At 62.1% G+C, this 18,598-nt stretch carries 34 protein-coding genes and 1 tRNA gene; 25 read left to right on the top strand and 10 right to left on the bottom strand.

From position 1 onward, the window contains the following. Positions 1-33: 33 nt before the first annotated feature. From CBM2586_RS03875 to CBM2586_RS03835, 9 genes are all read right to left on the bottom strand, one after another. Complete coding sequence (locus CBM2586_RS03875; RefSeq protein ID WP_115686867.1) at positions 34-816, bottom strand: DUF6651 domain-containing protein; 783 nt, start codon at positions 814-816, stop codon at positions 34-36. Between the two features lie 99 nt (positions 817-915). Next, complete coding sequence (locus CBM2586_RS03870; protein WP_240988072.1) at positions 916-2,349, bottom strand: DUF4055 domain-containing protein; 1,434 nt, start codon at positions 2,347-2,349, stop codon at positions 916-918. A 3-nt stretch (positions 2,350-2,352) separates the two neighbouring features. Continuing rightward, a complete protein-coding gene (locus CBM2586_RS03865) occupies positions 2,353-3,627 on the bottom strand; it encodes a terminase large subunit domain-containing protein (protein WP_115686865.1) in 1,275 nt (424 codons plus the stop codon). Then, positions 3,614-4,381, bottom strand: a complete 768-nt coding sequence (locus CBM2586_RS03860; RefSeq protein WP_115686864.1) for a terminase small subunit — start codon at positions 4,379-4,381, stop codon at positions 3,614-3,616. Before CBM2586_RS03860 ends, CBM2586_RS03865 begins: the two co-directional genes overlap by 14 nt. A gap of 107 nt (positions 4,382-4,488) precedes the next feature. Beyond that, positions 4,489-4,674 (bottom strand): hypothetical protein, encoded by a 186-nt coding sequence (locus CBM2586_RS03855; RefSeq protein ID WP_115686863.1) that lies wholly within the window; start codon positions 4,672-4,674, stop codon positions 4,489-4,491. A gap of 1 nt (position 4,675) precedes the next feature. Continuing rightward, a complete protein-coding gene (locus CBM2586_RS03850) occupies positions 4,676-4,987 on the bottom strand; it encodes a hypothetical protein (RefSeq protein WP_115686862.1) in 312 nt (103 codons plus the stop codon). Positions 4,988-5,149: 162 nt separating this feature from the next. After that, positions 5,150-5,224, bottom strand: a tRNA-Met gene (locus CBM2586_RS03845). Positions 5,225-6,445: 1,221 nt separating this feature from the next. Then, positions 6,446-6,673: a hypothetical protein gene (locus CBM2586_RS03840; protein WP_145987389.1), complete on the bottom strand. Its 228-nt coding sequence runs from the start codon at positions 6,671-6,673 to the stop codon at positions 6,446-6,448. Continuing rightward, positions 6,639-7,097 (bottom strand): hypothetical protein, encoded by a 459-nt coding sequence (locus CBM2586_RS03835; protein ID WP_115686861.1) that lies wholly within the window; start codon positions 7,095-7,097, stop codon positions 6,639-6,641. Before CBM2586_RS03835 ends, CBM2586_RS03840 begins: the two co-directional genes overlap by 35 nt. 108 nt (positions 7,098-7,205) lie before the next feature. Between CBM2586_RS03835 and CBM2586_RS03830 the strand changes: the two genes are divergently transcribed. From CBM2586_RS03830 to CBM2586_RS03715, 25 genes are all read left to right on the top strand, one after another. Continuing rightward, complete coding sequence (locus tag CBM2586_RS03830) at positions 7,206-7,466, top strand: hypothetical protein (protein WP_115686860.1); 261 nt, start codon at positions 7,206-7,208, stop codon at positions 7,464-7,466. Positions 7,467-7,597: 131 nt separating this feature from the next. Then, the gene (locus tag CBM2586_RS03825; RefSeq protein WP_115686859.1) at positions 7,598-8,368 is read left to right on the top strand and encodes an HNH endonuclease; all 771 of its coding nucleotides are present in this window, start codon (positions 7,598-7,600) and stop codon (positions 8,366-8,368) included. A gap of 4 nt (positions 8,369-8,372) precedes the next feature. Beyond that, positions 8,373-9,230, top strand: a complete 858-nt coding sequence (locus CBM2586_RS03820) for a conserved phage C-terminal domain-containing protein (RefSeq protein WP_115686858.1) — start codon at positions 8,373-8,375, stop codon at positions 9,228-9,230. Beyond that, the gene (locus CBM2586_RS03815; protein ID WP_115686857.1) at positions 9,223-9,990 is read left to right on the top strand and encodes a replicative helicase loader/inhibitor; all 768 of its coding nucleotides are present in this window, start codon (positions 9,223-9,225) and stop codon (positions 9,988-9,990) included. Before CBM2586_RS03820 ends, CBM2586_RS03815 begins: the two co-directional genes overlap by 8 nt. Before the next feature lie 42 nt (positions 9,991-10,032). Beyond that, positions 10,033-10,233, top strand: a complete 201-nt coding sequence (locus CBM2586_RS03810; RefSeq protein ID WP_145987388.1) for a hypothetical protein — start codon at positions 10,033-10,035, stop codon at positions 10,231-10,233. Between the two features lie 10 nt (positions 10,234-10,243). Then, positions 10,244-10,708 (top strand): hypothetical protein, encoded by a 465-nt coding sequence (locus tag CBM2586_RS03805; RefSeq protein WP_115686855.1) that lies wholly within the window; start codon positions 10,244-10,246, stop codon positions 10,706-10,708. Continuing rightward, the gene (locus CBM2586_RS03800) at positions 10,705-11,061 is read left to right on the top strand and encodes a hypothetical protein (RefSeq protein ID WP_115686854.1); all 357 of its coding nucleotides are present in this window, start codon (positions 10,705-10,707) and stop codon (positions 11,059-11,061) included. The genes CBM2586_RS03805 and CBM2586_RS03800 overlap by 4 nt, the downstream gene beginning before the upstream one ends. Next, complete coding sequence (locus CBM2586_RS03795) at positions 11,058-11,480, top strand: hypothetical protein (RefSeq protein WP_145987387.1); 423 nt, start codon at positions 11,058-11,060, stop codon at positions 11,478-11,480. The genes CBM2586_RS03800 and CBM2586_RS03795 overlap by 4 nt, the downstream gene beginning before the upstream one ends. Next, a complete protein-coding gene (locus CBM2586_RS03790; RefSeq protein ID WP_172587055.1) occupies positions 11,477-11,629 on the top strand; it encodes a hypothetical protein in 153 nt (50 codons plus the stop codon). The genes CBM2586_RS03795 and CBM2586_RS03790 overlap by 4 nt, the downstream gene beginning before the upstream one ends. A 2-nt stretch (positions 11,630-11,631) precedes the next feature. After that, positions 11,632-12,066 carry a RusA family crossover junction endodeoxyribonuclease gene (locus tag CBM2586_RS03785; protein ID WP_240988071.1) on the top strand — a complete coding sequence of 145 codons (435 nt, stop codon included), beginning with the start codon at positions 11,632-11,634 and terminating at the stop codon, positions 12,064-12,066. Further along, positions 12,063-12,518, top strand: coding sequence for a DUF551 domain-containing protein (locus CBM2586_RS03780; protein WP_115686852.1), 456 nt, complete (start codon positions 12,063-12,065; stop codon positions 12,516-12,518). The genes CBM2586_RS03785 and CBM2586_RS03780 overlap by 4 nt, the downstream gene beginning before the upstream one ends. Further along, entirely contained in the window at positions 12,515-12,703 is a 189-nt protein-coding gene (locus CBM2586_RS03775) for a hypothetical protein (protein WP_115686851.1), read from the top strand. The genes CBM2586_RS03780 and CBM2586_RS03775 overlap by 4 nt, the downstream gene beginning before the upstream one ends. Further along, positions 12,700-13,116 carry a recombination protein NinB gene (locus tag CBM2586_RS03770; protein WP_115686850.1) on the top strand — a complete coding sequence of 139 codons (417 nt, stop codon included), beginning with the start codon at positions 12,700-12,702 and terminating at the stop codon, positions 13,114-13,116. The genes CBM2586_RS03775 and CBM2586_RS03770 overlap by 4 nt, the downstream gene beginning before the upstream one ends. Continuing rightward, the gene (locus CBM2586_RS03765; protein WP_115686849.1) at positions 13,113-13,316 is read left to right on the top strand and encodes a hypothetical protein; all 204 of its coding nucleotides are present in this window, start codon (positions 13,113-13,115) and stop codon (positions 13,314-13,316) included. Before CBM2586_RS03770 ends, CBM2586_RS03765 begins: the two co-directional genes overlap by 4 nt. Next, on the top strand, positions 13,313-13,597 hold the full coding sequence (locus CBM2586_RS03760) for a hypothetical protein (RefSeq protein ID WP_115686848.1): 285 nt from the start codon (positions 13,313-13,315) through the stop codon (positions 13,595-13,597). Before CBM2586_RS03765 ends, CBM2586_RS03760 begins: the two co-directional genes overlap by 4 nt. Beyond that, positions 13,564-13,794: a hypothetical protein gene (locus CBM2586_RS03755; RefSeq protein WP_145987386.1), complete on the top strand. Its 231-nt coding sequence runs from the start codon at positions 13,564-13,566 to the stop codon at positions 13,792-13,794. Before CBM2586_RS03760 ends, CBM2586_RS03755 begins: the two co-directional genes overlap by 34 nt. Further along, positions 13,791-14,309 carry a hypothetical protein gene (locus CBM2586_RS03750; RefSeq protein WP_115686846.1) on the top strand — a complete coding sequence of 173 codons (519 nt, stop codon included), beginning with the start codon at positions 13,791-13,793 and terminating at the stop codon, positions 14,307-14,309. Before CBM2586_RS03755 ends, CBM2586_RS03750 begins: the two co-directional genes overlap by 4 nt. Positions 14,310-14,388: 79 nt before the next feature. Beyond that, a complete protein-coding gene (locus CBM2586_RS32400; RefSeq protein WP_258874935.1) occupies positions 14,389-14,523 on the top strand; it encodes a hypothetical protein in 135 nt (44 codons plus the stop codon). A 102-nt stretch (positions 14,524-14,625) separates the two neighbouring features. Next, positions 14,626-14,784, top strand: a complete 159-nt coding sequence (locus CBM2586_RS03745; protein WP_172587054.1) for a hypothetical protein — start codon at positions 14,626-14,628, stop codon at positions 14,782-14,784. A 1-nt stretch (position 14,785) separates the two neighbouring features. Next, complete coding sequence (locus tag CBM2586_RS03740) at positions 14,786-15,103, top strand: hypothetical protein (protein WP_115686845.1); 318 nt, start codon at positions 14,786-14,788, stop codon at positions 15,101-15,103. A 64-nt stretch (positions 15,104-15,167) separates the two neighbouring features. Then, positions 15,168-15,815: a hypothetical protein gene (locus tag CBM2586_RS03735; protein WP_115686844.1), complete on the top strand. Its 648-nt coding sequence runs from the start codon at positions 15,168-15,170 to the stop codon at positions 15,813-15,815. Beyond that, the gene (locus CBM2586_RS03730; protein WP_115686843.1) at positions 15,812-16,822 is read left to right on the top strand and encodes a phage Gp37/Gp68 family protein; all 1,011 of its coding nucleotides are present in this window, start codon (positions 15,812-15,814) and stop codon (positions 16,820-16,822) included. Before CBM2586_RS03735 ends, CBM2586_RS03730 begins: the two co-directional genes overlap by 4 nt. Further along, positions 16,819-17,121 (top strand): hypothetical protein, encoded by a 303-nt coding sequence (locus CBM2586_RS03725; RefSeq protein WP_115686842.1) that lies wholly within the window; start codon positions 16,819-16,821, stop codon positions 17,119-17,121. Before CBM2586_RS03730 ends, CBM2586_RS03725 begins: the two co-directional genes overlap by 4 nt. Continuing rightward, positions 17,118-17,738, top strand: a complete 621-nt coding sequence (locus CBM2586_RS03720) for a hypothetical protein (protein ID WP_115686841.1) — start codon at positions 17,118-17,120, stop codon at positions 17,736-17,738. The genes CBM2586_RS03725 and CBM2586_RS03720 overlap by 4 nt, the downstream gene beginning before the upstream one ends. Beyond that, a complete protein-coding gene (locus tag CBM2586_RS03715; protein WP_145987385.1) occupies positions 17,732-18,139 on the top strand; it encodes a hypothetical protein in 408 nt (135 codons plus the stop codon). The genes CBM2586_RS03720 and CBM2586_RS03715 overlap by 7 nt, the downstream gene beginning before the upstream one ends. On the opposite strand, the gene CBM2586_RS03710 is transcribed toward CBM2586_RS03715, so the two are convergent. Then, positions 18,132-18,377: a hypothetical protein gene (locus tag CBM2586_RS03710; RefSeq protein WP_115686839.1), complete on the bottom strand. Its 246-nt coding sequence runs from the start codon at positions 18,375-18,377 to the stop codon at positions 18,132-18,134. The genes CBM2586_RS03715 and CBM2586_RS03710 overlap by 8 nt on opposite strands. Positions 18,378-18,598: the final 221 nt, after the last annotated feature.

The raw sequence follows: 18,598 nt of genomic DNA, 5'->3' as shown, positions 1-18,598 counted from the left end.
CTAGGCGGCCTTGGGATTGCTTGGGCGGACGTTTCAGTCCGTGATCGAGACGTTGGGATCTCGCGCAGCCTTCGCCTGGTCAACAGGGTCCAGCGCGGAGAACTGCTCACGCGTGAGCGTGCGCTTGCCATTGCCACCATTGCCGCCGCCTTGCGCCCCGCCACCGTTGGCGCCCGTCCCCTTCAGGATGTGCGCCTTGTGGGGGTACGCATCGACCATGATCTCGATCGCTTCCTCTGCGTCGGCTAGTTCGCCGTGCCGGGTGCGCGAGAAGATCTTGCCGCCCTGGGCGTCGTAGGCCACGACCTTGCCGTCTTCGACCTTGAACCGGCTCTGGAAGAGCGCTTGCGCGATCTCCACGCCGGCCGGGCCTTCCGCGGCAAACTTCTCGGCAATGAACTTGGAGCGCGAGAACGCGCCACCGATGAGGTGACCGTTCAGTTGCGCCTCGAGATCGCCGGCCTTCTTCACGACAGGGGCGTACTTTTCCTCCACCGACTTGATCGCCTCGGACTTCACCCGCTCGACTTCGCCGGCGTCCACCAGCTTCTTGTCGTCCAGGTTCTTCACCGTATTCAGCGCCTTGATGGCCGCTGCCGGATCCGTGATGCCCTCGAAGGTCTTCAGGGTGCCCTCGGCCTTCTCCGCGCGCTCGCGATGACCCTTCGCCTCGCCATTGAGGCGGGAGATTGTCGCCACCGTGCTGTCACCGTCGAAAGGCGCTTCCTTGCCCTCGGCGTTGACGAATACGGGGAGCTTTTGGCCGTTGACTTCCTGCAGAACGATATGACCGTCGGCGTCGTACTTGAATGGCATGTTGGCTTTCCTCGGGCATCCGCCCTTGATTGCTATACGGCATCCGCCGCGTTGCGCCCTGCAGCGTCCGCTGCGTGGGCAAAGAAGAGGCCGCAGGGGTTAGTCTGCGGCCGGGTTGCTCGGTTTGGTCGGGGGCTTCTTCGGAGCGTTCTTCTTGATCCGCTCCTTCTCCTCCTTCCACTTGCGCTCAGGGCTGATCACCCCGCGACGCTGCGTCTCATCGAAAAGCGTCTCATCCGAGAGCGTTCCGGCGACGTTCATTTCGAGCAGCAGCTCGAGCGACGCCTCGGATAGGGAGGCGACGCCGAAGTCCTTGAACAGTTGGATGTGGCCGCCGGTTTTCTCGCCGACCCACTCAGCCATCAGCTGCAGAGCCGCGTCGATCGCGTCCTCTACGTCCTCAGTGATGCGCTGGAGCACACACATACCGGGCTCGTTGTCGGCCTCGGTCTGCTTGACCGTCGTATTGCCAGGCTTGATGACCAGCAACTCGGCGCCGATCTGGCGCATCATGTGCTCGAGGTCTTGCAGAGACAGCCGACCGGCCTCGATGGCCTTGCCGGTGTGCTCGACGTACCGCAGGTCGCCATGCTCGTTCGAGCTGGTGACCGCCGACGATGCGCCGACGACCAACTTCATGTTGCCGGCCTCGTCGGTGTCGAGGTTCTTCGCGAACAGGATCGGCACCCGCGCGACGTGCAGAATGGTCTGCTGGTCGCTCTTTGACTGCCAGTGCTCGACGTTCAGGTGCGCCAGCTCGAGCAGCGGAGGCGTGCCAATCATGAAGCCCGTGCGCTTGCCGTAGGTCGGCACGAACGGGATTTTCTGCAGGCTGACGACGCCTTCGTCGTGCTTCTGCCACTCCTTGCGGCCCTCGCCGGTCTCGACCTCGCGCCAGGTTTCCCAGCGCCCGGGGTACAGCACCCGCACCTGCTCAATTTCACGTTCGTGAAAATCGCCCTCATCTTCTACAGCGCACTCCAGCAGACGCAACTGCGTCAGCGTCTCGACGCCCTCAATGCGCTCCGACTTCCAGCCGAGCACGTTCTCGTACTTGATCTGGACGAAGTACGGTCGCACGCCCGCCTTCTGCTCCAATGCCTGGGTCGGGTACAGCGCGTTGCCGTCCTTGTCCTTCGTGGGCGGGTGATCGACCAGGATGCCGACGACACCGTCCGACAGGGCATCCGTGAAGATCGCCGCGGCGAAGGCATGCAAGTTCCGACCTTGCAGGTCGATGTTCTCGCACCACGCCTTCAGCCTGGCCGGCACGTCGTCGCCGATGGTGATCGGCTTCGAGAACGGCTTGCCGGCCAGCACCTCGACCGTGCGACCGAATGCCGGGAACAGCGTGGCGGTCGCAAGCCGGTTCGTGTAGGCGGCGTCGACCTCGTTCGGCCACTTGGGCAGGAACGTCTTGCCGGCGGCTCGCATAGCGGCAGTGCCACTCAGCAAAGCCGTGAGGATGGCCCAGTTCGCGGCCATCTTTTCGGCCGCCTTCGAGCGAGTGCGGACGTTTGGCTGCTGATTCATGGCTTACATGGTGAGTGGTGCGACGCGCGTCTGACGCTTCACGATGGGATACATGCGAACGATCGGATACGTGCCGGCGTCATTTACGTGGTCAACACCGCTTTTCTTGTCCGGCTCGCCGTGCTCGTCGTATGCCTGCTGCTCAAGCCCTTCAGTGAACTTCGGGCAGCGCCGCGTGTTCACCTTCATGCGCCGCTCGCCGCTACCGTTGTGCAGCATGGCGTTCGTCGACAGCACGCGGTCTTTCACGGCCGGGTTCGTCGATCCGACGTTGATCGTGAATCCCGCCTGCTTGAGGATCGAGATGTCCGATTCGGATGCTTTCTTGCTGCTCGTGTTCTGCCCGCTCGCATCCGGATAGATCGTGATCGCGTGGCCGCGCTGCTTCCAGCGTTCGTCGATCATCCGCGCCATATCCGGCGTGTCGCGCACGTCGACCAGCTCGTCCACAGCGATCGGGTTGCCGTCACGAATGACGTACACAACCGAAGCCATGCGGAGCACGTTGAAGTCCATGCCGATGTGGAGCGACTCACCAGGCTTGATCTCCGCGTCGCTGTGATTCAGCTTGCGATCGAAGTTCGGATAGACGCTGCCGCTCGTCAGGTTGCAGAACTGGCCGCGCAGATACGCGTCGATCAGTTGCGGCGGATACGTCTGGAACAGCGAGTCGATGTAGTCATCGGGCAGGTTCGCTTCGTTGTCGTACGTGCTCGCTTGGATCAGGCCGTACATCGCGCCAAGCGTCGGCTTTTCGCTCAACTGCTTGACGAACTGGCTGTGCACGAAGCGGAAACCTTCCGGCGTGGTCGTCACGTCGACGCCGTTCTTCAGGTTGTCCACCTTGTAGCGCATACGGGCGATGATCTTCCGCCATGCCTGCTGCGCCTTGTCGGCCTTCATGACGTCCAGCTCGTCACACAGAGCCTTGCCGATCTTGAAGCCGACGATCGTGTCAGGCCGCTCCATCGAACGGCAGATGACCGTGCCGCGGGACTTGCGCCCCTCAAAGAGGTGAACTTCCTTGTTCGACTCGTTGACCTTGGTTGTCAGCCCCCAATCGAAGGCAACCTCGTCGACGGTCGGGTAGAAGATGTCCCGAATCTGGGGATACGACGGCGCGAAGTAGCCGGCATTGATGCGCGGATATTCCCAGAAGTGCTGCATCAGGCCGCCACACCCGACCCAAGTCTTTCCAGAGCCGAACCCAGCCACATAGGCGCGGAACTTGTGCTCCATCGCCAGGAACTGAGCCTGCGGAACATTAAGGCTCGGCATCGTCGCGCTTCCTTGCGTCACGCACCTCGATCACGAACTTGCGCGACTCGGGAGGCGTGTCGTCCGGATCGTCGATCTCCTTGCGCAGCTGCTCGTTTTCCATCCTCAGGCGCTCGGCGTTCAATGCCTTGCTTTCGTCGTCGCGCTTGTCGTTGAACATGCCCAGGTGACGGGCGACATTCTCAAGCGCCTTGCCACGGTCCTCGAGCAGGACCTTGAGCCCGTCTTTGCCCTGGTGGACGCCGGCGTATAGAGCGCGTGCGGCACCCTTCAGGCGGCGCGTATCGTGGACGTGGACTTTCCCGCGCCCCTCGCCGCCGCATTCCGGGCACTCGGCGTTGGGCTCGCGGTGATGGTCAAAGCCGAAGCCGCCGTCGCATCTGGGCGATTCCTTCCCCTCGGCTTCAGCTTCGCGCTGCGCCTTCTCGTACTCGCCGTGAGTCCACTGGTATCCGAACTCGATGCCCCAGCAATGCCGGCAGTTCTGGCGGCGGTACTCGACCAGCTCGTTGACGTCGACGTTGGCGAGATCCCACCAGCGCTGAAGCACCTTGTCAGCGGTGATCTGGGTGCGCTCAGACCGCTTGGCCTGCGCCCGCTCAATCGCCGCGGCGACCTTAACATTTCCTAACAGGCGCGATGACTGCTCTGATGCCGTCCTTTCGCTATACCCCGCCCGAATCGCCGCTTGCGTGGCGTTCAGGTCAATCAGGTACTCATCCACGAAGCGGCGCTGTTTGTCTGTCAGCGCCATGCTTACCCTTTTAGTCGTTGGTTATCGCCTGCGCCCGCTCGGCGGATACTCGCCCGCGATTTGGGAGACTTTTTACGTCCAGCGATAGACGCGGCCTATCGGCATCGCTACTTCCCGCAGCCATCAAGCGCCTTGGCATGCCGGCCCAGCGCATTGTGGGCGTCTGCCCTCTCGTGCAACTCGTCCGACGAGCCTGGCAGCGGATGCGCCTCGCCAGTCTTCCGGTTCAGCACGATGCCTGGCGTGTCGAGCAGCGCGGCCTGGGCGATGCGGAGTGCTTCGGTCAGGGTCATGTCAGCCGGCCTTGTACGCTGCGCTGAATTCGTGCATCAGCATGATGGCGACCACTCGGAAGACCTCTGCTTCCGTTTTCCCTTTGAAGCGATCCGCATGTTCGCCGAACAATGGCTTATCCGTCAGGACAAGCAAAAGCTCAAGCCACGAAAGCCCGCCGCGCTGAGCCAACCGCTCGACCGACTGCCCGTGGTTTGCTAGCGCCTGCGCCTCATGGCGCTTCACCAGATCGAACGAGACGACCAGAGGCGACGAGAAATGCTGCTCGCGGCAGCGCCTCACGCAGGATTCCAGAATCGGGAAGGTCTTCATGCCTCAACCGTCGTTGTTCGGCCACATGGGCACGCCGCACATGAGCAGCCAGAAGCCGAAGCAATACCCGGCGTATACAGGACCCCACATGGACGCACCTCAGGAATAAGAGACCCCGCCGAAGCGGGGAAGGCCCGCCTTTCGGGCGAGCGGAGGAGACACTGGTTGCGGCAACCCGAATCGAACAGGTGACCTCGGGGTTATGAGCCCCACGCTCTACCGCTGAGCTATGCCGCAAATGTTTTGAGGGAGCCTTCCGTCCGACCCGTGCTCAGGTCACCCGCGGTCAATCGCTTGCGCGTCCGCTGCCGGCTCCTGCGCTCCATGGCCTCCAAGGCGTTGCCATGCCACAGCGCATCTCTGCGCCATCCCTCACGCCATGACGCCTACGTAGACTGGATTTCAGGTCCAGCCGCTTCAGGCTTCTCATAAGCGCCATGCGTGAGGCGCCTCGTTTCGTGAGGCTGACGGCCATCCGCGTCCGGTGGCGCCTATCTCGGATCAGGCCGCGACAGTCGCAGCCATACCGGGTCATAACGGGTTCGTCTTGGAAGGGTTGCGACCGCAACGAGGGACACACTTCAAGCTCAGCAACCATTGCTCCGCGCTTTATCGTTGCGCGGTCACGGGCTGGTCAGCCACCCGAGTAAGCCGGTCACGCTCGCGCGGAGCCGGACTTAGATGCTTGGGTACTGGCATTGCGCGGATAGTGCGCTGCGATCGCCAAGCATATACGGGTGAGGGAATCCACTAGCACCTGCACTCAAAGGCTGACGGGCTGCGTGGCGGGCCAATCCTTGGAGCCGCACCCATGCGGCGATGCCCTTACCTTTGAACCCTTGCGGGTAGGCACCCTTCGGACATCGATGGTGGGTTGGCGCTGTCACCCTCAGAGCTGAGGCCGCCGGGATGGTCCGGCGCCGCGAGGCGCCAGCAACAGCCCCAGCTCTGAAGGCCTTCGTGCGGCGTTTCATTTCCGCAACGCACAAAGTATTTGCATTTTGCTAACGCGTGCGCTATCTTCACAACTAACAGCACATGCATTAGCAACCAGTTTCGCCGGATCATCCGGCAAGGAGATACAGGCCTATGAACGACGACCTTCACCAGCCCACCTGCGCCAGAAGACCACGGGCGCGCGAGGGCAAGAAAAGAAGAGATGGCGCGCGGCCCCAAGTCATGGCGCACGGGCTGCGCGCTATCTAACGGCCAAGGTGGGGGAACACCGGCGACGCGCCTGCCCAAAACAACAGAGAAGAGAGCCTCGCAACTACTGCGGGGCTTTTTTCATTTCGGCGGGCTACCATTTCTTCGGCATGGCGACTCTCCAGAAACGCCGAGAGCCCGACTGTGCGGGCTCTCGTGAGGCAATCTCATGTTTTATGGGTGACCTCTGTCTAATCTACGCGCATATTAGCAAACACGGCGCACACTGTCAATCTATTTGCACACGTGTTATCAGCCACCTGAAAAAAATCGCCGCGACAGGGTTACGTCCAGGTGTTTGACCTGGTCCATCGCGGCGCCGATGTCCTCCGCGAAGGAGTCCAGCAGCATGTGTTCCGGCCTGCCATCCTCGTTGATGAACGAGATGATGGCCCCTCTTAGCTTTCCTGTTCGTCGACGCTCGACGAATCTATCGACTTCGGCATCAGCCGCCGTGCCCCGGTTTTGTTGATTGACCACGCTTGGTTGTTTTTTTGTTGCCATCGTCCTCTAGGGTGATTACCCGACCTTTGGTTTCATGGGATGTTGCTCCATCCTGGTTCAACTGCTCGAATCCTTCCACTGCTCCTCGCTTCATGTCGAGGAGTTCAGCAATGGCTTGTAGCTTGGGGGCGGGGGTCTGAAGCAACCGGTCATAGATCTGACGAGCCAACGCGACCTGCCCCTCCTCCATGTGCCCTTCGTCCATCCAGCCATGCGGCTTCTTCATGGCGTGCTCAAGCCTGCGGGCCATTTCGTCGCCGATGCTCCGGAATGCGTTAGGACCAACGCATTGGGATAGATAGGACTGCGACGTCCCTGCGAGCCGAGCCAGACCTGATAGGCTCCCTATCTCGCGCTCCAGGATGCGCACGTTCATTTTGCGAATAGTTTTGATGTCCATGGCGGCTATTCTAGGCTGTCCTTAAGGGCTGTCAATACGTTCGCGTCAAGCTAACTCATGTTCTCTGCTAAACTGTTAGCGGCTAGTTCACACGTGAAAGGAACCCTTATGAACCTGGCGCAATGGTTGGATGCAACCGGAATCAACGCTCCCAGCATCACCCCGGGCGAGAGAGAGCGGCGCCGCCGCGAAAGAGCGGCGGTCTTGAAACGTGCTGGCACCTCGATCAGCACGATCCGCAACGCGGTCAGCCGGGGCACTGTAGGCATCAAGCTCACCACCCGCATGGAGAAGGCAACCAAGGGCACCAGCGCCGAAGTGAAGGTCATCGACCAGATGCCGGAGCTTCAGAAGCAACCCGCCGGCTAAAAAATTTCTACTGCATGCACACATGTGTGCGCTTGTTTTAGCATCAATCGGGCAGGCGGTGGCCACCGCCGCGCGGGCTTTGCCTCCGGCTCGCGCCGCCCGACCCCTTTTCCGAGGCATGGAGCAATGATATGGCAGCAACAAAGCGTAAGCCGATCAGCAAGAAACTGCGGTTTGAGGTTTTCAAGCGGGACTCGTTCAAGTGCCAGTACTGCGGGAAGTGCGCGCCCGACGTGATCCTCGAGGTGGACCACATCGACCCGGTCGCCAATGGCGGCGACAACGATGTGATGAACCTCATAACCTCCTGCGTCGACTGCAACGCCGGCAAGTCGGACAGACTCCTTTCTGACGACTCCGTGGTTGCCAAGCAGCGCCAGCAATTGGCTGAGCTCAACGAGCGCCGCGAGCAGTTGGAAATGATGCTCAAGTGGCGCGACGGCCTGAAGGCTATTGACGAGACATCCCTGGCCGCGATTCAGGATGCCTGGGGCGAAGCCGTGCCCGGGTTCCACCTCAATGACAGCGGGCTACGCCAGGCCCGGACTCACCTGAAGAAATACGGCCTCGCGGCGATTCTGGATGCCATCGGGACGGCCGGCGCTCAATACATCAAGACCGACAGCGACGGCAAGGTGACGAGGGAATCAGCCGGCCTTGCGTGGGAAAAGGTGGCCGGGATCCTCCGGATGTCCCAGCAGCCGGACTACATGCGCGACCTGTTCTATGCCCGCGGCATCCTCCGTAATCGCATCAGCTATTGCGATGAGCGCCATTGCATTGAACTCATGAAGGACGCAGTGGCGCGCGGCGTGCAGGTCGAGGCAATCAAGGATCTGGCCCGCTCAGTCCGGAACTGGACGGAATTCAAGAACGAAATCGCGGATCTGAGCTGGGACTGAAGCCATGGCTAGAGCTAGAAACATCAAGCCCGGGTTCTTCAAGAACTACGAACTGGCGGACCTCGGCCCCATGTGCCAGGTTCTCTTTGCTGGTCTGTGGTGCCTTGCGGACAAGGAAGGTCGACTCGAGGACAAGCCTCGGCTGATCAAGGCCGAGGTCTTCCCCTATTACGACTGCGACACTAACGGTGAACTCACGAAACTAGAACGGTGTGGCTTCGTGAGACGTTACCGTGCTCGCGGCGTGGCCGTCATCGAGATCCTCAACTTCAAGCGCCACCAGTCTCCTCACCATACGGAGAGGGCGTCTGAGTTGCCGGGCTACGACGAGCGCGAGAGCGTAAGTGATTGTTCTGAAACGGAAATGGATATTCACCGTGAGGTAACGGTGAACTCACAGAGCATGGACGGTGAAAATCCTCCTGATTGTCTGATTCCTGATTGTCTGATTCCTGATTCTCCGAATCCTGATTCTCTGATCCCGGATACCCTAGGAACACCCTTGTCCGGCAAGCCGGACGACGACGCCGAGCAGATCCTCGCTCACCTGAACGCCAAAGCGAACCGCGACTACAGACCGGTGCAGTCGAACCTGAAGCTCATCCGCGCTCGCCTCAAGGAGGGCGCCACGCCTGCAGAGATGCGCGCAGTGATCGACCTGAAGGTCGCGCAATGGGCCAGGGATCCGAAGATGGCCCAGTACCTGCGGCCTGACACCCTCTTCAATGCCACAAAGTTCGCTCAGTACGTCGGGCAGTTGAAAGCCGGGGTGCCCGTTGGCGAGCGGAGCGTCGAGGGGTTCCTGGCGACGTTTGGCGAAGACGATGGAATGACGATCGACATGGAGGCGAGCCATGCTTGAGCAGGACAAGAAGGAATTCGCGGAAGTGATCCGCGCGACATTCGACAACTACCACCGCGAGCAGCCGATGAACGCCACCCTCCGGTTGTGGTGGGAGATGCTGGCCGGATTCGACATCGCCGCTGTACGTGGCGCCTGCCTGAAGCACATCGCCACAGAGCTGCGGTATGCGCCGACCATCGGGCAATTGCTCGAGAACCTGCGGGGCCCTGCCGGCGCCGATGGCCGCCTTGGCGCTGACGAAGCTTGGGCGAAAGCGCTGATCGGGCTGGACGAATCCGAAACGGTCGTGACGACGCCCGAGATCATGGAGGCCTTCGCCATTGCCCGCCCGGTGTTGGAGGGTGGCGATGAGGTAGGCGCCCGCATGGCGTTCAAGGATTCCTACAACCGGATCGTCGCCGAGGCTCGCTCTGCGGGTAAGCCCGTCGCCCGGCAAGCGTCGCTCGGATGGGATCCGCAGAAGCGCGAATACGCTGTCAGCGAAGCCGTCAATGCAGGCCTGCTACCGGCCCCCACGGCATCCGCCCTGCTGCCGCCGCCCGCGCCCAGGAAAGCCGAAACTGACCCCGAAGGCCTCCAACGCCTGCGGGAAGCAATCTCCCAGCTGAAGCCGGCCAGCCAAAAGATCCGAGAAGCCCGCGAGGCCGCATCTGCCGCCGAGCGCGCAAAGCTCGAAGACGCCAAGCGCGAGACACAAGCCAAAGTCGACGCAGCAAAGGGCGACAGCGAAAAAGCCCCACAAGCGCCGTCATTTTGACTATCATGCACATATGTTAGCGTTATGCACACGCATTCAATCATGCCGATCTGCCTCACCTGCCAGCACTGCGACCTGAAAGCCGATACCGCGATGGCTCGCCTGGGCTATGGCAAGTGCGAACTGGACGATCAGGCCGGCAGGTTCCGGCCGTTCGACCGCGAGATTGAGTGCAAGCAGTTCGAGCGCCTGCCGGCTGACCGCGAGCAAGCGCGCCGCGCGTGGGCTGACGGACGACGCTGAGGAGATCGACATGGCAAGAGCGAAAAAACCGTACCGTCCGCGCCCGCAAGGCACGGCGAAGCTGTCCACCCAGCCATGGCGCGTCGCCGCGGTGTTCGGCCCGTTGGAGGCGATTCTCCGCCAGATCGAGCAGGACGGCACCGTCACGACGGACAAGCAGGGCATGCCGATCTTCAAGGACCCCGGCGACGGCCACTGGTACGCCACCGTTCCGGCCGTCGAAGGAATCGTCGACGCTTACGCCACGCACGCCACCCGCTGCGGCCGCGCGATGCCACTCGACAGCCTCCGTAGGCTCGCCAACAAGCTCGAGTACTCCAGCCCGCTCACCGTGGACGACTGCGCCGCGGTGAAGCGCGACCTCGCCGTCCTCCGCCGCGAAACGATGTCCATGACGCTCGCCTACGCGTCGAGCCTTGTCACCACCACCCAACTGAAGATCGAACTCGAACAACAAGAGAGGAGTGCTGCATGACCGCTGCCGTACTGAAAGACGTCTCGGCCAATAAGGCGAGACCGGTGAAGATGCTTGAGGTAGTCGACGCGCTCATGGCGCGCGCCGGTGAGCAATTCACCGTCGACGACCTGCTCCATCGCTTCGGCTCGACCGCCAAGAAGCTTGGCAACCTCGTCGACAAGGCAGCCAATAGCGCCCTCCTCCGCAAGGGCCGTAACGTCGCCGGCCACGTCGTGTACTGGGCGCCGACCGTGGCAGAGCAAGAGCTCGCTCGCCTGACCGCCGCATACACCGGAACGATGCGCGGCTACGAGGACTACCTGCATTCGCACTGGCGCCTGGCTGAGTCGGTTCAGTGGGAGCGGCGATGAAACCGGTCGATCAAACGAAGCTGCACGACCCTGAAAACGGTGTCTATGGGAACTGCTTCACGGCCTGCATAGCATCCCTTCTTTCGCTGCCAATCAGCGAAGTGCCGCAGTTTTGCAATGGCGACGATGACGACGGCAAGTGGTGCCGGCGGGCAAACGAGTGGCTTGCCCAGCGTGGCCTTGCGTTCTTGGAATTTCCGTTCACCGGGCCGGATTACTGGAAGCAAGCTGGATCGGACTGCTTTCACACAATCACCGGAACGTCGCCACGTGGCCCAGAAACACTTCACTGCGTAGTTGGTCGAGGCAGCGAGATTGTCTTCGACCCACACCCTTCGCGCGCTGGCTTGGTCGGCGACCCATCGACGTGGCTGCTCGGCGTCCTCATCAAGACCAACCGCGACGAGGTGCCCGCATGAACGCGCTCTTCCCCTTCTTCATCCCGACGAAGATTCTGACGCCGATCGTGAATCTCATGCTCTGGCATCTGCCAGAGTTCGATTACAACCGCTACTGGCGCGAGCAGACGATGCGCAGCCACGTGCTGCCGCACATCCCGGGGATTTGAACGTGACCATCACATTCTTCGTCCCCGGCCAACCTGTCGCCAAAGGCCGCCCTATCGCCGGCCGTGGCTTCAATGGCCGCACGACGCTGCGCACGCCGGAGAAGACGGCGAACTATGAATCGCTGGTCAAGCTGGCATGCAGTCAGGCCATGGCCGGAGATGGCCCACTTACCGAGCCTCTGGCGATCGATCTTCAGGTGAACGTCCAGATCCCGGCGTCATGGCCTAAGAAGCGCCAGCAGGCTGCGGAAATGGGCGACATCGGCGCAACCAAGAAGCCCGATCTCGACAACATCGTCAAGGCGCTGTGCGACGGCATGAATGGCATCGCATACGCGGACGACGCGCAGATCGTGACGCTCAGCGCGCGCAAGGTTTATTCGACAACTCCAGGCGTGCATGTCGTCGTCCGGGCTCTGGGCGTGGAGGCAGCATGACCAAGGAAGTGCAAATTATCGTCAGCGGCCCCGTCGGCTGCGGGAAGTCTGCTCTGCTTGGTGAAATCGAAATCCTCATGAAGGCGCTGGGCGTTCCCTGCCGATACGCCGATGAGGCGGCTGCCAAGCAGGAGAAGAACCTAACGCACGCAGACTGGACCGAGGCGCTTGAGATGTACAAGCCCAGCGTGGTGCTAGTCGAGGATATGCCGTGGCTTCGCGAGGTCACCGCACAGACGGCGCCCACTTGGATTCCAGTGTCGGATCGGCTGCCGGCGAATGGGAGCGAAGTACTTGCCGCGCTGAGCACGGGAAAGACCGTGCTGGCCTACCACTTTGCGCATCACGCCTGGGATTGGGCGGAGTCGGATAACGAGGCCGACAACGAGGCGCACATCACGCACTGGATGCCGCTTCCCCTCGCGCCTAAGGCCTGCACCGAGCCAGCATGATCCGCCCCGCCATCCCCTTTCCCACGGTCGAAGACGACGGCTTCAAGGCCTTCCGTCTAGGCCGTCGCGCGAAGGTCTACCGGCCCTACGGCTTCGCCTTCTGCCCCCATGACCGCGGCACGACTCTGCATGCCAACTGGGTGCAGGGCTATGCCAAGGCTTTCAATGCACTGACGAGATCATGAGCGCCACCCCTCTGTATCGGGAATTCGTCCTGAGAGGCCCGTCTGTGTGGGCCGGCTTCGTGGCGCTGGTCAAGGCCAACGCCAAGACCTTCGCGGACAAGGGCGAGCCGCTGCGGATCATCCTCACCAGCGAGGAGCGGAAGCGGAACAACGAGCAGAACCGCTTCTATTGGGGGGTCGCGCTACGCGATATCAGCGAGCAGGCGTGGGTGAATGGGCGCCAGTTCGACAAGGACACCTGGCACGAGTACTTCGCGCGCATGTACGGCGTCTGCGAGGACGTGACCCTGCCTGACGGCGAGATCGTCAGCCGGCGCAAGAGCACCACGCAGATGACCGTGGGCGAGTTCAGTGCCTACACCGCCGCCGTTCAGGCATACGCGGCCAATAACCTGGGGGTGAGTTTCGAATGAATGTCAGAGAACTGTACGAGCGGATCTTCAACGCCGAGGAAATGAAGAAGGCGCGGCCCACTGAGGATATGTGCGTTTGGGTATTCGCCATCGGAGTGCAAGAGGGGATGCGTCAAGCCGCGAAGCTGCTGGACGGGGAGTGGTTCAAAACGCAGCAGGAATGCACCGATGCCATCCAGAGGGCGGCGAGCAAGCTATGAGCAAGACCGCCACCAAAGCCGAGTCCCGCCACATCGAGCGCGTCAAGAACATGGACTGCGCTGTCTGCGGTGCCGCCGGCCCGAGCGACGCGCACCACATCCTCGAAGGCCGGACGCCGGGGCGCAAGAGCCCGAATTTCTGCGTCATCCCGCTCTGCAAGGACTGTCATCAGGGCAGCTTCAACGGGATCCACGGCCAGCGGCGCATGTGGGAGGTCATGAAGGTCAGCGAACTGGATTGTCTGGCATGGACGATCCAGCAACTCTACGGCGGTCGCTGATGGCGTTTCCGCAGCATCAATACCGTGACCCGCTGGAGCAGATGCTCAAAGCCGAATCCTTCACCTGTCGTGGGTGCGTCCTTGAGGTGCGCAACGAGCTGTTCGGCACCGTCCTGATGACATGCGGCCTCAAGAACGCCGACGGCACGCCCAAGAAGCACGGCAAGAGGTGCAAAAACTACCAGGAGAGCAAATGAAGGTATTCCGCGACACCGACGCAGTCCTGCGCTGGGCCTATGCCATCGCCCAGCAGCCTATCTGCAAGGTCAGCGACGCCCAGCGCGCGATGGCCGGCGCCAGCGCCACGAATAAAAGCGCCGACGGCGACCTGAGCATTCAGGACCAGCACGGCCAGGCGGCCATGATTCGCGGCCACGTCGAGAGCCTGCCCGAGCTGCTCAGCGCCTACGGTTGGGCGGCGTACTCGTGGGAGGACAGCGAGCGCCGGACGGGCAATCAGGTTCTGAGCGAGCACCTTGCCACCACTACCGGCGTCGTCAATGGGCAAATGCGTTTCCTCCTGATGCGCCGCCACATCGAACTGGGGCAGGCGCGCTGCATGTCCTGCGAGCGGATCGCCGAGAAGGTCGGCGTGCACAAGAGGACGATCCAGCGCTATGAGCCCAAGATCAATCAGGCCATGGGCGCCGTTGCCGGCCGATTCTTTGACCACCTCGACCCCTACTTCAAACGCTCTGGGCTGATCCGCTGAAAATTCTTTGCTAACGTCCTTGCACACATGTTATCTCGTTGCTATAGTGTGCACATACGTTAGCAAACCGGAGCGAGCCATGTACCAAGTCATCGACATCAAGACAAAGGCAGTCGTCAGCAGCCACAAGGACCGCAAGCAGGCCCGCAACAAAGCCAACCGGCTCGACAACGTCTATGGCGCTGTGCGGTACGTCGTTCGTTTCGTCGCCTGATTCGGGGTCAGCCATGACTGTATTCGGACTTGCAATGCTGACGGCGACGGTTCTGGTTGGTGGCGTCGCAGTACTCGCCCTCGCCGTGTGGGAGAGCCGGCCGTGACCCCCAACCCCAACGGCTGCCGCTTCTACGCCAGCCCCGATCGCTCCGAATACCGCTGGCTCCATCCGCTGGAACAGCCACTGAACCACCCCGACTGGATCGACTGCACGGACATGGATGACGAGCAGTTCGAGGCCTTCGTTACTGGAGCCTGACATGCCCAACGCATTCACCCCCGCCGAAAGGCAAGTAGCCGAGGCCGTGTCGGCTGACCCGACGAACGTCGCCAACGACAACGACATCGAGGCCGGCACGTATATGGCGGCGGTCGCTCGCATCGTGCTGATGGGCGATCTCTCCGACCGGATGATGGCCAGCCTGGGCCGCGAGCTGCTGCAGCAGTACGAGCGCGACGTCAAAGGCCTAGTGCTGAGTGCCGAGCGGCAGATCGGCGAAGAAGAATCCGAGCGTGCAGCCCGCACCCGGCGCGCGATCGCTGAACTGCCGGCGGCCGTCACCTTCCGCCTCCACTGACCTGTTTTCGCGGCGCCTTCACACCCCCGCGGGGCGCTGCTCTTTTATTCCGAGGAGAGAACCCATGACTTGCACGCAGGAGAGATTCGAGCGCGACGTGGCCAAGCACGAGATGACGGTGATCCGCGACGACGGCGTGAACCGTCATCTCATGTTCCGCGAGCCGGGTTGCAGCAGCTACTGGTTTGAGATCGTGACGTGGGCCGGCACGCTCTGCATCAAGGGCGACATGGGGACTTACGTTTTCTCCCGCACTCCTGACATGTTCGAGTTCTTCCGGACGGCACGGGATGAGGGTCAAGGCCAACTCTACATCAACGAGGACTACTGGTGCGAAAAGCTCCAGGCAGTCAGCTCCAATGGCTACGGCCAAGGGTCCGCCAAGACGTTCGACGCCGACGCTTTCAAGCGCCATGTTGTGAGCGAGTTCCGCGACTACTGCCGCGACCGCTCGCTCGAGCATGCGGACCGCAAGGACATGTGGTACTGGCTCAGGTGCGACGTGCTGGACTCAGTGTGCGATGGGGACACCGACGCTAGCAGCCGGCTCGGAAGCTGGTTCCTCGCAAAGGACCACCCCGACCTTTTCAGCGAATGGTGGGAGTGGGACTGCGAGAAGTACAAGCACCACTATGTCTGGAACCTGTACGCCATCGCCTGGGCGATCCGCCAGTACGACGCTGCAAAGCTTCCAGTGCAGGAGGCAGCATGAGCGAGAACAGCAAGATCGAGTGGACTGACCACACCTTCAACCCGTGGGAAGGCTGCCAGAAGGTCGGGCCCGGCTGCGACCACTGCTACGCCGAGACGCGCAATGCCCGCTTCGCCGGCGGCACGGCGGTGAATTGGGGGGGGCCGGGGGCGCCGCGGCGCCGCACGTCGGCCGCCAACTGGCGCAAGCCGCTGGCGTGGAACGCTCAGCACGAGAAGTTCTTCGCCGAGCATGGCCGCCGGCAGCGCGTGTTCTGCGCCTCGCTGGCGGATGTCTTTGACAACGCGGTCAGCGTGCAATGGCGCTATGACCTCCTGCGCCTCATCATGGCCACGCCGAACTTGGACTGGCTGCTGCTGACGAAGCGAATAGGAAATGCGGGGCCCATGCTCGAGCAGGCAATGCGCGCGCTCACCGTCGGCCGCGAAGGCTGGCGCGACAACTACCTGTCGAACGTCTGGATCGGCGCAACGATCGTCAACCAAGCCGAGGCCGACCGGGACATTCCGAAGCTGCTGACGACCCCGGCCGCAGTGCGCTTTCTGTCTATGGAGCCGCTTCTCGGGCCGGTGGACCTGCGCAATGTGGCCGTGCCTGCGGAGCATGATCAACTGCGCCGACCGTGGGACTACGAAGGGTACAAGTTCAATGCCCTTTCATCGCACGACGACGACAGGTTCCACCAGGCTCCCGCGACCATTGACTGGGTGATTGTTGGGGGAGAATCCGGCCCGGCCGCTCGCCCTATGCATCCGGACTGGGCGATTAGGCTGCGGGATCAGTGCGAGGGTGCCGGCGTGCCGTTCCTTTTCAAGCAATGGGGAGAGCACGCGCCGAACGACCGCACGATGGCCGAGGTCGAGGCTTCGCAGCGGGGCTACACATTCGTCCCCTACAGCGAAGATCAGCCCTACCCGATCGCAGCTATGGACCATGTCGGCAAGAAGGCCGCCGGCAGGCTGCTCGACGGCGTACAGCACGACGGATTCCCCGGAGCCGCAGCATGAAACTTTTCACCGTAGAAGTGAGCGTCATCGCTGTGGTGATGGCGGAGAGCCTGATGGACGCCCATTCGGTGGCCGTCAGCGAGATGCGCGACATCGTGCGCGACACCGACCCGGACATCGATGTGCACGGCGAGCTCAAGGCGCTCGACCGCCTGCCGGAAGGCTGGGACCCGATGTGCCTGCCCTACGGCGGCGACGGCGAGACGCGCCTGAAGGATCTGCTGCCGGGAACGGAGCCGGTGCGCGACACCCACACCATCGACATGTTTGAGACGGAAGCGACTGGGAGCCCAGCATGAAACCCATCAAGGCATACGAGGTCTATGACGGCGGCGACAACTGGACTATCGTGTTCGCCACGAATTCGGCCACAGCGCGCCGCGAGGGTGCGGGCGAGATCGGCTGCGAATGGGAAGACGTCGACCATTGCCGTCGCAAGCCGGCGTTGGATCAGTACGCGCCTGGCCCGGTCCCGCCACTTGCGCTCATCGAGCAAGGCTGGTGGTACGAGTGCGGGCACTGCGGCTGCCGCGTAGACGAAGACATGGATGACGCCGAGCCGGATCCGCACTTCGACGCATCGGAAATTGGCGCCGTGGCAGTTGGCCAGATTGTGTACTGCAGCCACTCATGCGCGGCAATGGAGCTCGCCGAGAAGCGATCGCGCAAAGTGGCCCAGTCGGCGCTGATCGAGCTCGTGGAAACCAAGTTCCCGGGCAGCACGGTGACTCATGTCAACGTCTACGGCCACCACCTGGACGCCAAGCAAGGTCACGACCTGGCCTACTTCACCTTTCCCGGCGGCCAGCATCACGCCACGTACAAATTCGGTGAAGGCGACAGCGCCTGGGTGTCGCAGTGCGATCAGGACGCGTTCCGTGCGGCGTATCGCGGCGGTGAGGAGTCGCCATGCTGACCATCCGCCTACCCCGCCCAGTCGATGAGACCCCAATAACCGTGCTTGCCCCGGTCGCCGAGCCCGAAAAGAAGCGCACGCGCCGGCGCCCCGAGGAGATCGTCCGGTGGCGCTGCACGGAATGCTACGAAGAGCACGACGATGAAGACGACGCGGCCGAGTGCTGTCCAGAAGAGGACGAGGAAGTCGGCTGCGGCGGCATGCTGCTAGAAACCGGCGAGGTGCGCTGCCCGCGCTGCGGCAATGCGAACGACGACTACGAAGAGGCCGTCGACTGCTGCATGTGGAAAACGCATGGGCCAGCGGAGCGCCGCGAGCTGGCCCAGCAGATGCGCACCTATGGCTATCTGCTGGATAGCGCGCTAGTCGGCGTAGTGACAGACGGGCCGCTGGTTACTTAGAGGCGGTCGTGAGCAAATCTCGCGAGAGCTCAAAGGCGTGCATGAAGCTCTCGTTTTGTGAATTCGCCAAGTGACCGGAGTAATGCTGTTCGAGCCTCTTACCGACAAATTCGGCAACCGCAGGATACTCCTTCGCCGCCATGAGGATTCCTGTCAGCGCGGCATACATCGCATCAAGCTGTCCACCCTGCTGCGAGACCGTGTGTGCCAGCAGTGCAATTTGTTCGTTCGTATCCATGTCCGTTCCAAGTTTTCTGACTCGGAGAATCCTAGCATGACCCAAGAACGCCTTATCCTTGGCGGTCGCACGGAAATGAACTCGCCATGACCCGCGCAATAATCCCCTGCGCCAGATGCGGCAGCCAGCCAAGGCTAGAGATCAAGCAGGAGGCGCCCTGCTCGATCTCGAAGGATGGCCGGTGGTTTCGGCTGGCCTGTTGCTCAGGCGGCCGGTTCTTC

Origin of the sequence: Cupriavidus taiwanensis (assembly GCF_900250115.1) — a bacterium.
In the GTDB taxonomy this organism is placed as follows: domain Bacteria; phylum Pseudomonadota; class Gammaproteobacteria; order Burkholderiales; family Burkholderiaceae; genus Cupriavidus; species Cupriavidus taiwanensis_B.
Note: the sequence above shows the minus strand (reverse complement) of the source record. Positions and strands in the feature narration are given on the sequence as shown.

Bases quoted from the DNA above. Each gene is read 5' to 3' on its own strand.
- CBM2586_RS03875 (WP_115686867.1), bottom strand. From the start codon at position 816: ATGCCATTCAAGTACGACGCCGACGGTCATATCGTTCTGCAGGAAGTC.
- CBM2586_RS03870 (WP_240988072.1), bottom strand. From the start codon at position 2,349: ATGAATCAGCAGCCAAACGTCCGCACTCGCTCGAAGGCGGCCGAAAAG.
- CBM2586_RS03865 (WP_115686865.1), bottom strand. From the start codon at position 3,627: ATGCCGAGCCTTAATGTTCCGCAGGCTCAGTTCCTGGCGATGGAGCAC.
- CBM2586_RS03860 (WP_115686864.1), bottom strand. From the start codon at position 4,381: ATGGCGCTGACAGACAAACAGCGCCGCTTCGTGGATGAGTACCTGATT.
- CBM2586_RS03855 (WP_115686863.1), bottom strand. From the start codon at position 4,674: ATGACCCTGACCGAAGCACTCCGCATCGCCCAGGCCGCGCTGCTCGAC.
- CBM2586_RS03850 (WP_115686862.1), bottom strand. From the start codon at position 4,987: ATGAAGACCTTCCCGATTCTGGAATCCTGCGTGAGGCGCTGCCGCGAG.
- CBM2586_RS03835 (WP_115686861.1), bottom strand. From the start codon at position 7,097: ATGGACATCAAAACTATTCGCAAAATGAACGTGCGCATCCTGGAGCGC.
- CBM2586_RS03830 (WP_115686860.1), top strand. From the start codon at position 7,206: ATGAACCTGGCGCAATGGTTGGATGCAACCGGAATCAACGCTCCCAGC.
- CBM2586_RS03825 (WP_115686859.1), top strand. From the start codon at position 7,598: ATGGCAGCAACAAAGCGTAAGCCGATCAGCAAGAAACTGCGGTTTGAG.
- CBM2586_RS03820 (WP_115686858.1), top strand. From the start codon at position 8,373: ATGGCTAGAGCTAGAAACATCAAGCCCGGGTTCTTCAAGAACTACGAA.
- CBM2586_RS03815 (WP_115686857.1), top strand. From the start codon at position 9,223: ATGCTTGAGCAGGACAAGAAGGAATTCGCGGAAGTGATCCGCGCGACA.
- CBM2586_RS03810 (WP_145987388.1), top strand. From the start codon at position 10,033: ATGCCGATCTGCCTCACCTGCCAGCACTGCGACCTGAAAGCCGATACC.
- CBM2586_RS03805 (WP_115686855.1), top strand. From the start codon at position 10,244: ATGGCAAGAGCGAAAAAACCGTACCGTCCGCGCCCGCAAGGCACGGCG.
- CBM2586_RS03800 (WP_115686854.1), top strand. From the start codon at position 10,705: ATGACCGCTGCCGTACTGAAAGACGTCTCGGCCAATAAGGCGAGACCG.
- CBM2586_RS03795 (WP_145987387.1), top strand. From the start codon at position 11,058: ATGAAACCGGTCGATCAAACGAAGCTGCACGACCCTGAAAACGGTGTC.
- CBM2586_RS03790 (WP_172587055.1), top strand. From the start codon at position 11,477: ATGAACGCGCTCTTCCCCTTCTTCATCCCGACGAAGATTCTGACGCCG.
- CBM2586_RS03780 (WP_115686852.1), top strand. From the start codon at position 12,063: ATGACCAAGGAAGTGCAAATTATCGTCAGCGGCCCCGTCGGCTGCGGG.
- CBM2586_RS03775 (WP_115686851.1), top strand. From the start codon at position 12,515: ATGATCCGCCCCGCCATCCCCTTTCCCACGGTCGAAGACGACGGCTTC.
- CBM2586_RS03770 (WP_115686850.1), top strand. From the start codon at position 12,700: ATGAGCGCCACCCCTCTGTATCGGGAATTCGTCCTGAGAGGCCCGTCT.
- CBM2586_RS03765 (WP_115686849.1), top strand. From the start codon at position 13,113: ATGAATGTCAGAGAACTGTACGAGCGGATCTTCAACGCCGAGGAAATG.
- CBM2586_RS03760 (WP_115686848.1), top strand. From the start codon at position 13,313: ATGAGCAAGACCGCCACCAAAGCCGAGTCCCGCCACATCGAGCGCGTC.
- CBM2586_RS03755 (WP_145987386.1), top strand. From the start codon at position 13,564: ATGGACGATCCAGCAACTCTACGGCGGTCGCTGATGGCGTTTCCGCAG.
- CBM2586_RS03750 (WP_115686846.1), top strand. From the start codon at position 13,791: ATGAAGGTATTCCGCGACACCGACGCAGTCCTGCGCTGGGCCTATGCC.
- CBM2586_RS32400 (WP_258874935.1), top strand. From the start codon at position 14,389: ATGTACCAAGTCATCGACATCAAGACAAAGGCAGTCGTCAGCAGCCAC.
- CBM2586_RS03740 (WP_115686845.1), top strand. From the start codon at position 14,786: ATGCCCAACGCATTCACCCCCGCCGAAAGGCAAGTAGCCGAGGCCGTG.
- CBM2586_RS03735 (WP_115686844.1), top strand. From the start codon at position 15,168: ATGACTTGCACGCAGGAGAGATTCGAGCGCGACGTGGCCAAGCACGAG.
- CBM2586_RS03730 (WP_115686843.1), top strand. From the start codon at position 15,812: ATGAGCGAGAACAGCAAGATCGAGTGGACTGACCACACCTTCAACCCG.
- CBM2586_RS03725 (WP_115686842.1), top strand. From the start codon at position 16,819: ATGAAACTTTTCACCGTAGAAGTGAGCGTCATCGCTGTGGTGATGGCG.
- CBM2586_RS03720 (WP_115686841.1), top strand. From the start codon at position 17,118: ATGAAACCCATCAAGGCATACGAGGTCTATGACGGCGGCGACAACTGG.
- CBM2586_RS03715 (WP_145987385.1), top strand. From the start codon at position 17,732: ATGCTGACCATCCGCCTACCCCGCCCAGTCGATGAGACCCCAATAACC.
- CBM2586_RS03710 (WP_115686839.1), bottom strand. From the start codon at position 18,377: ATGGATACGAACGAACAAATTGCACTGCTGGCACACACGGTCTCGCAG.